General features: G+C 69.3%; 12 protein-coding genes. All 12 read left to right on the forward strand.

What is annotated here, in order from left to right:
- Positions 1-349 precede the first annotated feature (349 nt).
- The 12 genes from ACIP98_RS37170 to ACIP98_RS37225 all read left to right on the forward strand — a co-directional run bounded on the left by ACIP98_RS37170 (position 350) and on the right by ACIP98_RS37225 (position 13,545).
- Positions 350-1,777 carry a Mu transposase C-terminal domain-containing protein gene (locus tag ACIP98_RS37170; protein ID WP_401980637.1) on the forward strand — a complete coding sequence of 476 codons (1,428 nt, stop codon included), beginning with the start codon at positions 350-352 and terminating at the stop codon, positions 1,775-1,777.
- A 6-nt stretch (positions 1,778-1,783) separates the two neighbouring features.
- Entirely contained in the window at positions 1,784-2,566 is a 783-nt protein-coding gene (locus ACIP98_RS37175) for an AAA family ATPase (RefSeq protein WP_401980639.1), read from the forward strand.
- Between the two features lie 2 nt (positions 2,567-2,568).
- Positions 2,569-3,786, forward strand: coding sequence for a hypothetical protein (locus ACIP98_RS37180; RefSeq protein ID WP_401980641.1), 1,218 nt, complete (start codon positions 2,569-2,571; stop codon positions 3,784-3,786).
- A 555-nt stretch (positions 3,787-4,341) separates the two neighbouring features.
- A complete protein-coding gene (locus ACIP98_RS37185) occupies positions 4,342-5,562 on the forward strand; it encodes a hypothetical protein (protein WP_401980642.1) in 1,221 nt (406 codons plus the stop codon).
- A gap of 463 nt (positions 5,563-6,025) precedes the next feature.
- The gene (locus tag ACIP98_RS37190; RefSeq protein ID WP_401980643.1) at positions 6,026-6,628 is read left to right on the forward strand and encodes a hypothetical protein; all 603 of its coding nucleotides are present in this window, start codon (positions 6,026-6,028) and stop codon (positions 6,626-6,628) included.
- 16 nt (positions 6,629-6,644) lie between these two features.
- Positions 6,645-7,007 carry a hypothetical protein gene (locus tag ACIP98_RS37195; RefSeq protein ID WP_401980645.1) on the forward strand — a complete coding sequence of 121 codons (363 nt, stop codon included), beginning with the start codon at positions 6,645-6,647 and terminating at the stop codon, positions 7,005-7,007.
- Between the two features lie 110 nt (positions 7,008-7,117).
- Complete coding sequence (locus ACIP98_RS37200; protein WP_401980647.1) at positions 7,118-7,942, forward strand: HEAT repeat domain-containing protein; 825 nt, start codon at positions 7,118-7,120, stop codon at positions 7,940-7,942.
- Between the two features lie 105 nt (positions 7,943-8,047).
- The gene (locus ACIP98_RS37205) at positions 8,048-10,510 is read left to right on the forward strand and encodes a Helicase associated domain protein (RefSeq protein ID WP_401980649.1); all 2,463 of its coding nucleotides are present in this window, start codon (positions 8,048-8,050) and stop codon (positions 10,508-10,510) included.
- Between the two features lie 143 nt (positions 10,511-10,653).
- A complete protein-coding gene (locus ACIP98_RS37210; RefSeq protein ID WP_401980651.1) occupies positions 10,654-11,325 on the forward strand; it encodes a hypothetical protein in 672 nt (223 codons plus the stop codon).
- The gene (locus ACIP98_RS37215) at positions 11,322-11,978 is read left to right on the forward strand and encodes a Fic family protein (RefSeq protein ID WP_401980653.1); all 657 of its coding nucleotides are present in this window, start codon (positions 11,322-11,324) and stop codon (positions 11,976-11,978) included. The genes ACIP98_RS37210 and ACIP98_RS37215 overlap by 4 nt, the downstream gene beginning before the upstream one ends.
- On the forward strand, positions 11,975-12,370 hold the full coding sequence (locus tag ACIP98_RS37220; RefSeq protein ID WP_401980655.1) for a DUF5958 family protein: 396 nt from the start codon (positions 11,975-11,977) through the stop codon (positions 12,368-12,370). The genes ACIP98_RS37215 and ACIP98_RS37220 overlap by 4 nt, the downstream gene beginning before the upstream one ends.
- Positions 12,371-12,513: 143 nt before the next feature.
- Entirely contained in the window at positions 12,514-13,545 is a 1,032-nt protein-coding gene (locus tag ACIP98_RS37225) for a hypothetical protein (RefSeq protein WP_401980658.1), read from the forward strand.
- The last annotated feature ends 512 nt before the right edge of the window (positions 13,546-14,057 follow it).

The raw sequence follows: 14,057 nt of genomic DNA on the forward strand, positions 1-14,057 counted from the left end.
CTTCTGGATTGCCTTCGATCGTGTGGCGGGGGTCGGCGTGTTGGCCTGGATGCGGCGGGTCGTGGACATCTCCCACGTGGGGCGGTGCCTCGATTCGCCGGGGAGGGGATGAGTAGTGTCCGGTCAGGTCCTGGCCTGTGACGATGATCCTCCCGGCCGGTGGGCGGGGTCGGGTCGTGAGGGTGCGGTGGCCCGGCTGCTGGCGCTGGACGCCAGGGGAGAGCTGACCACCGGCCATGCCCGGCTGGTCGCTTCGGCTTTGGGCGTGTCCTTGCGGACGGTGTGGAACTGGGTTGCCGTCGGCCGCAGGGAAGGACGTCTGTCCCCTCGCGGTCGCTCGAGGGTGAAGGTGACTGCTGATCTGCGTGCCCGGTTGGCGGTGTGGGGCGGGAACGTGGCCGCGGTCCACCGGGAACTGGTCGCCGAGGCCGAGGAAGCCGGCGAGGCGGGGGCGGTGCCGTCTGTGCGGACATTGCAGCGCGCGGTGCGCCTGGATCTGTCGGCGGGGGAGCGGGCTGGCCTGCGGGCGGGGGAGGCGGGCCGGCGTGGTCATGACGTGTACGGGAAGCGTCCGCTGGTGCGTCGCAATGCGTGCTGGGAGGGGGATCACAAGCGGGTCCCGGTACGGGTGGATGTCGAGGGCCGGGCGGTGTGCCCGTGGGTGACGTGGTTCATCGATGTCGCGACGAAGGTGATCGTGGGGGTGGCCGTCACTCCGCACGAGCCGGCCCGCGACGCCGTGCTGGCGGCGCTGCGGACAGGGATCAGCCGCGCCGGTCCCCATGGGCCGTGGGGTGGGCTGCCGGCCGTGGTGCGGGTGGACCGCGGGAAGGAGTTCTTGTGCCGGGCGGTGTCGCGGGCGCTGGGCGCCTTCGCGGTCCCGGTGGAGGACCTGCCGGCCTACACGCCGTACCGCAAGGGCACGATCGAGCAGCTGAACGATGCGGTGGAGGGGATGTTCCTGGTCTCTCTTCCCGGCTACACCCGCCGTGCCCGCCCCGTGGGCGCTCACCGTCCCGACCAGGTGGAGGATCTGCTGTCCTTCGCGGACTTCGTCGAGGTGCTGCTGGGCTGGGTGAGGTGGTGGAACACGCAGCACCGGCCCACCGGCCTTCCACCGGGGCTGACGCCGGCGGCAGCCTGGGAGGCGGACCTGGCCCCGCTGGAAGACGTGGACGAGAAGCTGCTGGCGTTCTTCGCGCTGGAGGACGACGGCAGGGTGCGGAAGATCTCGACGAACGGGATCAGGTGGCGGCGACGCTGCTACATCGCGCCGTGGATGGTCGGACACGTCGGCACACGGGTCCGGCTGCGGTACCTGCCGCACTACGACGGGAACATCGAGGTCTTCTCCACCGACCAGCCCGGCCGCCATCTGGGCACCGCCTACCTCGCGCAGGAGGCGACACCGGAGCAGCGCAGAGAACTGGCCTCGGTCAGGGAGAAGAAAGCCCGCGCCTTGAAAGCCGACCTGAAGGCGGCGGAGAAGCTGCGCCGGACCCGCTACACGGCCCAGACCACGCCGGGCACTCCGCGCCCGCGGCGCCACGAGACCGGGCAGCAGGCCCGGGCCGAGATCGCCCGTGCGAAGGCGACCGACCTGGCAGCCCGCGCCCTGCCCGACCTGATCCCTCCCCGGGACCCGCCCGCCACCTGGGCCCGCCCACGCCCGGCACCCGCCGCCCCTGGTGCCCGGCGCACCCCGGCCCCGGGGGCCGCGCCGGCCCCCACGGCGGACGTGACCGGCACCGCACCCGCCCCGGACGGCAAGGAGTGACACCAGATGGCCACCGCTGAACGCAAGGGGCGCCTGCCCAGGGAACGCGAGGACCACTTCATGCGCCTGCCCGGCGCCCAGATCGTCTCCACCCGGGCACTGCTCACCGCAAGGGAGAACATCCGGGCCGCGATCGAGGCGAAAGCGATGATCTGCATCCACGGGCAGGCCGGCAACGGCAAGTCCTTCGCGGTCAACGCCTCCCTGCGCGAACTCGCACCGACACTCACCCGACGGATCCAGTTCCGGGCCCGCCCCTCCACCCGGGACCTGCGCCACGAGCTCTTCCACGCCCTGGGGCTCCAGGGCCGTCCGCCCTCCCACGCGATCGAGTTCGACCGGATACTGCGCGGCGCACTCGAGGAACCGCGCGTGCTGGTCTGCGACGAGGCACAGTGGCTGTCCAAACTGTGCTTCGAATACCTGCGCTACCTGTGGGACGACACCGACTCGGACCTGACGATCGTCTTCACCGGCGGCAACGGCTGCTTCGAGATGCTCCAGAGCGAACCGATGCTGGAATCCCGCGTCTACGCCTGGCAGGAAATCGGCGGCATGACCCTGGACGAGGTCCTCACCGTCATCCCCGTCTTCCACCCCGTATGGGCCGACGCGGACACCGAACTCATCGCCGTCTGCGACCAGGAAGCCGCACACGGAAACTTCCGCGCCTGGGCGAAGATCACCCACCACCTCATCGCCGGCATGAAAGAGACCGGACGCAAAGCGGTGGACGAGGAGCTGCTGCGCTGGGTCTACAGCAAACTGAACACGCGGCAGTTCGCCTGACCATGCTGACCTGCGACAACCCGCCCCCGATCACCGTCGTCCTCGACCCCGGAGACGACCTGGTCCACACCCGCGCCGCCCTGGCCGCCCATGCCCCCGCGGACGGAAGACTCACCGTCCACCCCACCCCCGGCACCGACTCCGCCCTCACCCTCGCCTACGACGTCCTGGCCGCCCTCGGCAAACCCGTGCCCCTGACCGGCTACCGTCAGCTCGACACCGCCCCAGCCTGGACCCTGGCCGCAGCCTGGATCCTCGCCACCCACACCACCCACCTGACACTGCTGCGCGCCCACTTCCTCACCCCCCACCGCCTGAACGCCCTGCTCCAGCTACGCCGCTGCACCGGCCTGAGACTGACGCTGGTCTGCCACACCCCGCACCTGCCCAGGTCTCTGGAACGCCCGCTGGCCGGTCTCCCGTACCGCATGGCGGAAGCCACCGCCCTCCTGCCCGACGCGGAACCGCCCACCGCGACACCGCCAGTCGGCGGATTGCGGCGCCCCCTGGCAGGCCGATGGCTCAACCTGCCGGCCCTGACCACGCTCACCGCCTTCGACTCCGCCACCGACCCCTGCCCGTGCACCCCGCCCATGGCGGCAGACCGCGACTACTTCCCACCCGTCATGCCGGCCATCACCGAGACAGAAGTCGCCCACCGCCTGCACTCCGCCACCGCCCACCCGCACCTCGCGGCCCACCTCGCCACCGCCATCTTCACCGCAACCTCCACCACCCAGCTCGACACCGCCCACCTCCACGACCTCGCCCCCGACGCCTCCACCCTCACCCTCCACGACGACGGACTACGCCAAGGCTGCATGACCCACCACGTCCCCACCTGGGCACAACCCCTACTGCTCGCCGCCGCGTACACATGGCGCATCGCCACCGGCACCAGCGGGCCGCTGTTCACCGACCCTCTGGGCAGCACCGGCCTGCCCCACCTGACACGCTTCGCCGAAAGCTGCAAGCTCCGCCCACCCCAGCCACCCCGCCCCAAACGACGCAAAGGCTCACGCCGCCCGGCGAAGCAGCAAGAGACGATCTGGCCGTTCAGCCCCGCCCACTACGCCCTGCCCTGGACCATGCGAGAACCCGGCCTCATGCACGGCTGCCCCCACCCGCCACCCCACACCCGACGCACCATCGCCGCATACAAAAAGGGATGGCCACCCCCGGACTACGGACAACGCCCGATCCGCCCACTGGGTCGCTGAATTCCCCGCTCTCATTCGCATTGCCGGCATGACCTACGGCAGCTCTGAGGAGGTCTCCGGGTACGCGGCTTCGCTGGCTCGCCGCTTTGATCCGCTGGGCGGATGCCTGCGACCGTGAGCCAGTCCTGTTAGCGCGGTCGGCTGCGGGGTGTGCGTGCTCCGGCACAGCCATTCGCCGAGGTGGCCGCCGAGTTCGCCTGCGGCTGCTCCGGTCTCGTCTCGTAGGGACGAACCGCAACGCGACTGACCTCTCGACTACCTCTGACGGTACGAAAGTGGAGTCAGGAGCGCTGACACGGTTCTCGATCGTGGAACAGAGCGAGCCGGCGTGCTGCGCGCCGCTGGCGTGCTGGCGACTGCGGTGACGGGTAACCAACTCGGTGATGGCGGCTGCGGCAGTGGCGTTTCTCTCCGTCCGCAGTGTCGCGTAGGAATTCTGCTGAGATCGATGAGGAATCTTAGAGCGGAATCTATTTGCACCGGAGATAGCTGCTTGCCGGGACGCAGGGACACGGCATAGTCACCTCCAGCCGCAGTTCAACTGGGAGGGAACACATGGCTGCTTTGGAACTCGGGTACTGCCTTGCTGACGGTTCGGCCAGGGCTCCTCGTATCGGTCCCCTGGACCGCGCGGAGGCCGTGTCGCTCCGGTCGGCAGGAGCAGGGGACCGGCCGGCACTTCACGAGGCCCTCTTCTGCGTGCGGGCGGATCTCGTCGAGGCCGTGAAGGTCCCGGGCTGGGGGCACTTGGGTGATCACGTGACCCGAGCGCTCGTATCCGACGAGGTCTCGTCCGCAGGGAAGTCTCTCGTGGTGGCGGGCGAAACCGTCGTGCCTGGCCGTGACATGCCGGTTGAGAACCGCGTCGTGCAGGAATGGGTCCAGGAGACGTGTGCCGCACGTAGGGAGCTCATGCCCCGTCGCATTGCCGGCCTTCGCGAGGACATGGTCTTCGGGGACGGACGCAGCAGGAACGAACTCGTACGCCTGGCCCACAAGCTGCACGTGGGTTTTTGCCTGACCCTGTCCGACACTGCTGAAGCTCTGAGCGACGCCGGGTACTACTGGCAGAGCAGCAGGGGGGATCATGAGCTTTCCAAGCAGATCATCCAGCGGCGGGTCAACGACGAGGAGCTCTACCTTTACGCCGATCATCCCCCGCTCGAGGTCGATGGCGTACAGCGCCGACGAGGCGGACGGCCGGATCCTCTGCCTGACTTGGACTGCATGGCCGTTCTCGGTCTGGATGAACAGGGCGCTGGCATGGCCAAGGCCCAGGACCTTGCGGCTCAATGCCAGCACACATGGGCCATGTACTACACCGTGGATACCGGTCGCCAACACCTTCGGTCTCTGCTGGAGATCGTCAGCGCTATCAGCTTGTTCCGCACCGTGTTTGTGACAGACCCCAAAGTTTTCGCGAGCTCTGCGGAACGGCAGGTCACGTACGCGTGGCTTCAGCACTTTGGCGTCCGGGTCCTGGAACAGGGCGTGTTGGTGAGCCGAGTCAGCGACGAGCCCGTCCACGAACGCATCCTCAGGGAGGGCACCAAACTCTACGCCGCTCTTCGTGTCCACGACTGCTACACCGTCATTGAAGCCACACGCTCCCTCGACTACGCCCGGAAGACAGCCGGACAACTCCGCAACGAGAAGCGGCTGCTGCGGGAGATCGCCCACCACCTCAACCGGGAGGCTCAGCCGACGAGTAAGCGCGTAGGGGTATGGGGCGTCAGTGCGGTCAAGGCGCTGTTGGACGGCGAGGCAGCACGATGACCACTCTGCGTCGAGAGGCCCGGCGTGAGCGCGCATTGGCGCGACTTCGGGCCGAGGCCGGAGTCACGCTGACCCACCACGCTCTGGCCCGGGCCCGAGAACTCGGCTTTGACGAGAGCGAAGTACTGCGATGCGTCATCTCGCCCGAACAGACCTACGGAGGCGGCCCCCATCACCCCGGCGGCCGCCGCATCTACCAGCTCCATGACTGCGCCTGCGTAGTCGACACAACGAGCCTCATCGTCGTGACGGTTCTGCTGCGCCAGGAAAGCCGCTGGCACCATGGTTTCCACACACGGAGCCGCACGCCGCCAGGCCGAGGTGTGCATCGCAGTGCGGTCCCTCTATAGGCCCGCACTGTGCGTAGCCAGCCCGCGCTGCAGCCGACCCGGATGAGAAGGTCTGCGACGCTGCTGCAGGCACGTTGAGTGGTCACTCCCGAACCGACCCACGCGCGGCTGACGTGCTGGCCGGTCTGTTCTGGGATCTGTCTCCGTGGGTGCGGGTCTGCGCGCTGGAGAGCCTTGGCCATGCCCGGCGTGTGGTCAGGTCGTCATGCCGGCAACCACAGACGGTGCTGGCGACGCGTGCGATCATGCTGGTCGCCGGGATGGCAGGAAGAGGGGTCGGGATGGCGGGGGTTCGGGTGACGGTGTGTCTGCCGGCCGAGGCGGCGGATGACATCCAGGGGGCACTTGCGCGGGCTGTCGCGCCTTTCTACAGCGACACGGACGACAATCCCGTGGAGCGTGGGATGTGGGACGAACGCCGTATCCAGGGCGGCAGCGACGGTCTGGGTTTCGCTGTCGCGCCCGGCTACTGGGACGACCCGCGACTCATTCACGACAACCCCGGGCGTGACGGCGGGCTACGTCCGAGCATTCCGGGCGTGTGTGCCGGGGGACCGCGGGCCCTGCTGGACTTCTCCCAGCCGCACCTCGCGTCCGAGCGCGCGGCCGCCGCCTCCTGGGACCTGTGGCACAGCCTGGTCACCCTGCCCGCCGGCCGCTTCCCTGGCGAGTTTCGTGGAGCGTTGGCGGAACGATCCGCAGGCATTTTCGGGTGACCGGTGGGGGGACGAGATGCTCGCCGCCTACCGGGCCCAGCCGCTGATCGCGGCGTACCTGGACCACCCCTTCAGCCTCCACATGGGCTTTCTGGCCTTCTTCGGACACGACGATCCCGACGAGCATCCTGTGATCGGTTACCAGGGAACGCGCGCCGAGTACATCCGTCGGTTCACCTCCCCGGATCCGAGGGACACGGACGTGCTCACCGTGGACGGCTGGTGGCTGGAAGGCGGCAGCCACGCCGTCCACGCCTCCTGCCACCCGGACCATTGCCCTCATGACCGTCCGGAACCCACCGTGTGGCCGGGCAGCGAGGCGTACCTCGCGGGCCTGCCCGGCGACACGATCCTCGTCCGGCTCCGCTGCCACGCCTGACCTGCACGCGGTCGAACTTGTGACCGGTCCTCCTGCCGTGGCGCACTCGGCGACCCCTCACCTACGCTCGGCTCCGTGCGGCGGAGCGCACGGTGCGGGGAGGGGAAACGATGGGCGAGACGACTGCGGCCGCCTTGGAAGCATTGGCCGTCGGGCTCGCGGACCCCGACGGTGACGTGGACGCCCTCCATGTCGTCGAGCAGCGGCTGGTGGCCGCCCGCGACACCGCTCTCGTCCCTGCGCTGGAGGCGCACCTCGCGGCCGCGGTGGATGCGGGGAACTGGTACGCCCGCGTCGTGCTTGCCAGGCTCCTGGTGCGCACGGCAGGCCGCACTTCCCTCCCGGCGCTGCTACGCGCCTACGCCCGCGACCTGGGCGATGACCAGGACTCCCTCACCACGGACCTGACCGTCCTCGTCCGAGAGGATCCCGCCTCGGCACGCGCGTTGTTGCTGGCGTGGACCGGGGACCGGGACCCGGACCTGCGGCGCACGGCTGTCTGGCTGCTCGGCTACATCCCCGACCCCGCCGACATCGCATGGCTGGCCCGCGCCGCAACAGATGCGGACGAGAAGGTCCGCGCCGCGGCCGCGGGCACGCTCGCCGGACATTCTGGCACCGACCCACGCGCGGCCGATGTGCTGGCCGGCCTGCTCTGCGACTCCTCCCCGCAGGTGCGGATCTGCGTGCTGGACAGTCTTGGCTACGCCCGGCGTCTGCAGACCCTGCCGGCGATCCGCGCCGCCGCCGACGACCGCGAGGCGCGGGTGCGTGCCTGGGTCGCTATCGCCCTGGACCGCTTCCCCCAGCCGGAGGCGGGTCCCGATCCCGGGACGGTGACCGTCCTCGAACGGCTCGGCGAAGACCCGGACGCGTACGTGCGCGAGACGGCGCTGGCAGCCCTCCAGCGGCTGCGCGCAGCGGGCACCGACTGATCGGACACGGCCGGGCGGAGTGCACCAGGGGACGCGTCGCTGCCGCAGGAAGCACCTCAACGGGTACGCGGACACCTCACCCGCAGGCCCGGGAGAATGCCTCGTATGAGCACCACCATCCCCACCGTCCCCGCCGCCTCGGATCCTGCGTCAGGGCGGGTTGTGTTGCGCCCTGATCAGCAGGCTGGTCTTGAGCGTGCTGTGCGGCATCTGCGCCGTCCGGGCACGCGGGGCTTGTACGTCTCCGCGTGTGGGACGGGTAAGACGCTGGTCGGTATCCGGCTGGCGGGCACGCTCGGGTCGCAGCTGACCTTGGTGGTGGTGCCGACGCTGGATTTGATCGCGCAGACGGCGCTGGCGTGGCGGAGGGACGGCCGGGCCGAGGCGATGGTGGCGGTGTGTTCGATGGACACCCGGGCCCACCCAGGTCTGGCCGAGGCGAACGTGGGCTCCACCGGCGACGCTGCCGGCCTGGCGGCGGTGCTGTCCGCGGTCGGCACGGGCGTCCTGGACGCGGTGACAGTGTTGTGTACCTATGACTCCTTGGACAAGATCGAGGCGGCGCAGCACTCTGGCCGTGCGGTGCCGCCGTTTGATCTGGCGGTCATGGACGAGGCGCACCGCATCGCAGGCCGTGCGGACAAGAAGTGGGCGGCCGTCAACGACAACACCCGCATCAAGGCCGATCGCCGCCTCTACATGACCGCGACGCCGCGGATTTTCGGTGGTCCGGATCTGGCGGAGTCCGCGGACGTGCGCCGTCCGCGCCGCCGCCGGTCCGCGGAGCTGGATGTGGATGCGTCGGCGAATTCGATGGATTCCGAGTCGGTCTACGGCAAGAAGATCTTCGAGTATCCGCTGGCCCAGGCGGTCTCTGACGGTGTGCTGGCGGACTACCGGGTGATTGTGCCGACCATCAGCGACGACGAGCTGCGGACCCGACTGAACCTGCCCACCACGGCGACCGCCCCCAGCCTCGGCCTCGCCCCCATGGCCGGGGGAGGGGATGCGCTGCGTACCACTGCCCTGCACCTGGCCGTGCTGAAGACCATGGCCGAACACGGCCTGAAGCGCGTCCTGGTGTACTTCCAGCTCGTCGCCGATGCGAAGCGGTTCACGCGCGAGCTCGGCCACACCCTGCGCCTGCTGCGCACCACCGCTCCCGGGCTGTGCCCGGACCTGGACCCGCTGACGCTGTATGTCGACGGAGACCACACCCCCTCCGAGCGCGCCGCAGTCTTCGCCCGCTTCGCGCAGGCCCCGTGCGCGGTCCTGGCGAACGCCAAGGTCGTTGCCGAGGGCGTCGACATTCCCAGCGTGGATGCGGTGGTCTTCGCCGACGTCTCCCGCAGCGTCATCCGCGTCGTCCAGGCCCTCGGCCGCGCCCTGCGCCAGCCCGCCCAGGCCGGCAAGGTAGCCAGCCTGGTCATCCCCGCCTACATCCCACCGGCCGCGAACCCGGCCGACATCCTCGGCACCCCCTACGAGCCGGTCTGGGCGATCGCCACCGCGCTGGCCAGCCATGACCATCGCATCGCCGAACGTCTCCCGAACAAGACCAACCGCCTCCCGCAGGAGACCCGCGAGCTGATCGCGCACCGCTGGCACTTCGACTTCACCGTCCAGCCCGAACGCATCGCCCGCGCCATGGATCTGGTCTCCTTCGACCCCCGCGCCGCCGAATCCCGCCCTCGCCGTGAAGGCCTCGCCTCCGCCCAGGCCTTCCATGACGACCACGCCCACCTCGACGTCCCCACCGACTACACCGACCCCACCGGCTACAACCTGGGCGCCTTCATCACCGGCATGCGCGACGCCCGCCGCACCGGCCGCCTCAACCCCCACGACCCCGCCGACGCCGCCTGGATCGCCGAACTCGACGCCCTCGACATGATCTGGGACAAACACGACGCCACCTGGCGCGCCCAGCTCACCACCGCCGCCGACTACCACGCTGCGCACGGCCACCTCGCCGTCCCCGTCACCGCCCCCGGCGGCACGTTCCTTGCCGAGCAGCGCTCGCTGGCCGCCAACGGCCGGCTCGACCCGGCCCGCGCCGCCGACCTCGCCGCCATCGACCCCCACTGGCGCCTGCCCCACGGCCCCGACTGGCACCGCAAATACCACCTGCTCCGCGCCCACCTCGCCGCCGGCCACAACCCCGCCGATCTCCAAGCCGACACCGTCATCGGCACGGTCAAGATCGGCCGCTGGCTCCACCGCCAGCTCACCACCTTCACCACCCTCGACCCCGGCCAGCAGCAGCTCCTGGCCGACCTCGGCCTGACCCCGGCCACCAACCCCCTCAAGACGCCCTCCAAGGCCCGCCGCACCTTCGCCCAGACCGTCCAGCTCCTCGAGCTGTTCATCGCCCGGGAAGGCCGGCCCCCCACCGCCCGCGAGGAGATCCTCGTCGACGGCGACACCGTCAAAATCGGACCCTGGCTCGCCAAGACCCGCACCAAGCACCGCACCGGCCAGCTCCCCGCCGACCACGCCGCCCTGATCGCCTCTCTGTTCGACGGCGACTGGACCGACGACACGACCCCCGTCAGCCAGTTCGCCTGAGGGGTGTTCACGAATGGGGATGGCCAGGCGGGACAGAGACAGTGGAAGATCGCTTCCCAGTTAGCCGAAGATCGTTACCCGCTGACGGGGCGGCCACTCGATATGCAGTGGAGTCGGGGCGGCCAGCAAGGCAGAGTGGGACGGTGAGTGAACTGTGGGCACATACCTTGACGTGGGCAGATGTGAATCCGGCTCGACATCCGTTCGAGATGGACGACGATGCGGCGGAGGAATTGGCGCGCCTCGTCGCGCCCTTGCTGCCCAGCGCTGAAGTCGCTCGTGAGGACCGCTGGCGTACGTTGAATCCCGTCACCGAGTTCCTGGCCGACAGGTACGGCCGATGGGCTTGCGGATGGAACTGGTCGGTCGGTGAGGGCGACGCCGACGGAGGCGTCGTCGAGGCGTGGTGCTGTTCATCCGACTCCGTGACGACCCCGGATGCGACTGCCCCACTGGTTGTTGCGGCCCTTCAGGAATGGCGCGGCTGGCTAAAGGACCTGGCGGAACGGTTCGCGGACCTGGCTCCGCCGAAGAACACCCCGGTGACCTCGACGGACCTCTGGTACTGGGAGCGAGCATGCACCCGCCTGGTCACCGTAGTGGCTGACCGCACCCAGGCCGAGAGCGGCTGGTACGGGCACTGCATGCAAGTCCTCCGATGGTTCCTCGCCTACAACGGCATCGACGAGGCCCAGGCCGAGGAGATCGTCACGAACGCGGTCGGCGGCCGGTTCGGCAGTTGGATCGCACCTGACGCTCAGGTGGTCGACGCGGTGAGCTCGCGGTTCGCCACAGGCGTGAGCGACATCAGATGACTTCCGGCCCCGGCCAACCGAAGGACAACCTCGCCGACTGGCTGCGCATCCGGCCGGAGATCTCCTGGCCATCCTGCCGCGGCGCATCCCCCGCCTCTGGAGCACCGGCCCGGGACAGCTTCCGCAACTGCTTCATGGCAACTCGAGGCGGCCGTGACAGCGAGGAAACCGCCCGGGTCCTGACCGCCCTCGACTTGGCCCTCGCCGACGCAGAGCAGCGCAGGACGCTGACCTTCGCCCTCATGGCGAAGTGGCAGCGGATCGTACTGGGCCACGACCTCGTCGACTTCCGCACGATGCCGGCCTTCGCGAAGGGCGGACAGGAGCGCTACGGCCTCACCCCCGATACGCAGGCGCTGTTCGAGCGCTGTCTATCCGAAAGCGCTCAACCGAATCTGCCCCTCCCCTCACGCGCCGCCCGGACCTACCTCGACATCCTCTTCTTCCATCCGTTCGAAGACGGCAACGCCCGCGCGGCCATGCTGGCGTTGGCCTTCGTCCTGGCACGCGAAGGCGTCCTCCTCGACCAGGTCCACCCACTGCAGACCACCCGCTGGGCCGACGACGCCGAAGGCGCGGCCGAGCTGGCGGTGCTGCTCGGAATCCTGATCACCGCGGCGGAACGGCGTCCGTCCCACGGGAGGCAGACATGAACGAACGCGACGTCCTGCTCAACGAACTCGCACAGGGGCTGCGCCCGATGTCAGAGGGCATCGAATGGTTCAACGGCCTCAGCCAAGAAGAGCAGTCCGAGGTGCTGCTGTTCCTGCGCCATCACTGCGTCCAGGCGCGCGTCGTCGCCCAGGACGCGCCGGAGAGCATCCGTCGTGCCGGGCTGCGCCCGACGCATACGCCCGCAGTGCTGATCTCACGAGGCCGGATCGACGAGCAACTAGGAAAGATCGCCGGCCTCGCGCCTCTCGACGAACGCCGCAAGGCCTTCAGGCTGCTGATCTCAGTGCTCGCGATTGCCGACGCGCGACGCCGTGAGCGCTTCTGCTTCGACGGCTGCAGCCACTGGTGGCACAGACTGACCGTCGCCTAACAGCCCAGCACTGCACCCCCTGAATGCAATTCCCAGCTCGAGTGGTTCCTCCAGAATGGATCAGCCCCACCAGGCGGAAAACCGGTTGGCCGGTGACCGTGGAGCCGGGATACTGCGCTGGGCGCCGCGGTGGGGGAGGGCGTGTGACGGTGTTCGTGTGCGCCGAGTGTGACGCTGTGCTGAGTGTTCCGTTGTCGCAGGTCGCGTTCCCCGCGCATGGCCGCCTGAGGCTGGGGCACGGTTTCCTGCCGGCGCTCATGGAGCAGGGCACGTATGCCGTCGACCCGGAACCGACCGGGCCGCCATGGCGACGCTGGTCCGATATCAGCGAGGAAGAAGCAGTAGCCCGAGGGGTGTTCGCGCCGGTGTCCGCGCTGTCCTTCGGTGACCCGGGGGCGATCGTCGTTGCCCCCGGGGACACTCGTGGCACCGTACTGATCCCGGAGCGCTGCGATGGCTGCTGCTTCGGACTGGACGGAAGGGACGGACCGAATCTCGCCTGTGAGCAGTGCGGGCAGCCCGTGGCGACCCGCATCGACGACTGCTCACTGTGGCAGGAAGTACGGTTCGCGCCGCGCGCCGTCCGCCCCACCCCAGCCCGGGACGCCGCACCACACACAGTGAACTGGCGGGCGCTGGCAGCCGAGGTACCCGGCACTCCACCGATCGACCCCTGCGGCGGCTGGAACCCACAATGGACAGCAGCAGCCGGCGTGACACTGGCCCACCTGGTAGCCGCCTCGGACGGCGCCCCCCTGGCCGTTCCGGACGGCCCTGTGGCGGACACGTTCCGCCGCACGCTCGACGCGCTGCTCCGGCAGGGCCGACCGGCGAAGACGGTGGCGTTGGCCGGGCCCGGACTGCCCGCTCCGGAACCCACCCCTGACATCTTGCTGGTTCCGCAGCATCCACGGACCGGGAAGGCGTGGCAGCCGCCCGGTAGTGCGAGGGCCGTGCCGTTGGCGGCCGAGGTGTGGATGCACCTGGCCTTCCCCAACGAAGGACTGCCCGTGCCCGCGACAGGCCGACTGCCTGACGGGGTCCTGCGCGACGATCCACTCCCGATGCACCCATGGGGGATGTTCCGGCCCGACTCGACACCGTTCCGCTACACCCTTGCGCGACTCCCCGCCGTCCGGCAGCCGTGGCTGCGCAAGATCTACGACGGTGGGTGATAGGACTGCGAGACCCCAAATCATTTGTATGAAGCAGCTGGCATTGCCTCGGGAACGGGCACAGGAGCCCCTCTACAGGGAGGAGGGGAAGACTCGGATTCCCAGAAACTTTTAAACGAAGGAAGCACTCGTACTCGCGAGCGGAACATCGGGAACATCCCATGCTGATGAGGCGTCAGGAGAGCCATAGCCTCACCCGGAAAACAGACGCACCCCACCGCCCGCTCCCCGTAGCCAGCTTGGCCCGCGCCAGCGGGCCACAAGGCCGCAGGCGAAGCCGAAGGCCAGTCAGGAGAGCGAAGCGAACCTGACCCTAAGTGGGCTGGAGCGAAGCGAAAGCCCACCACGGCTCGAAGAGCCGGCCGAACACAGTGAGGCAAGCCCCGCAGAGCGGGCCCAACTCGCGGACGAAGTCCGCGAGTACACGGACCGCGAAGCGGTCCGTCACCACCGAGCGAAGCGAGGTGGTTTCACTTGCACATCGCGCAGCGATGTGCTACCCGCTCCGCGGG

The organism is Streptomyces sp. NPDC088354 (assembly GCF_044753585.1).
GTDB lineage: Bacteria > Actinomycetota > Actinomycetes > Streptomycetales > Streptomycetaceae > Actinacidiphila.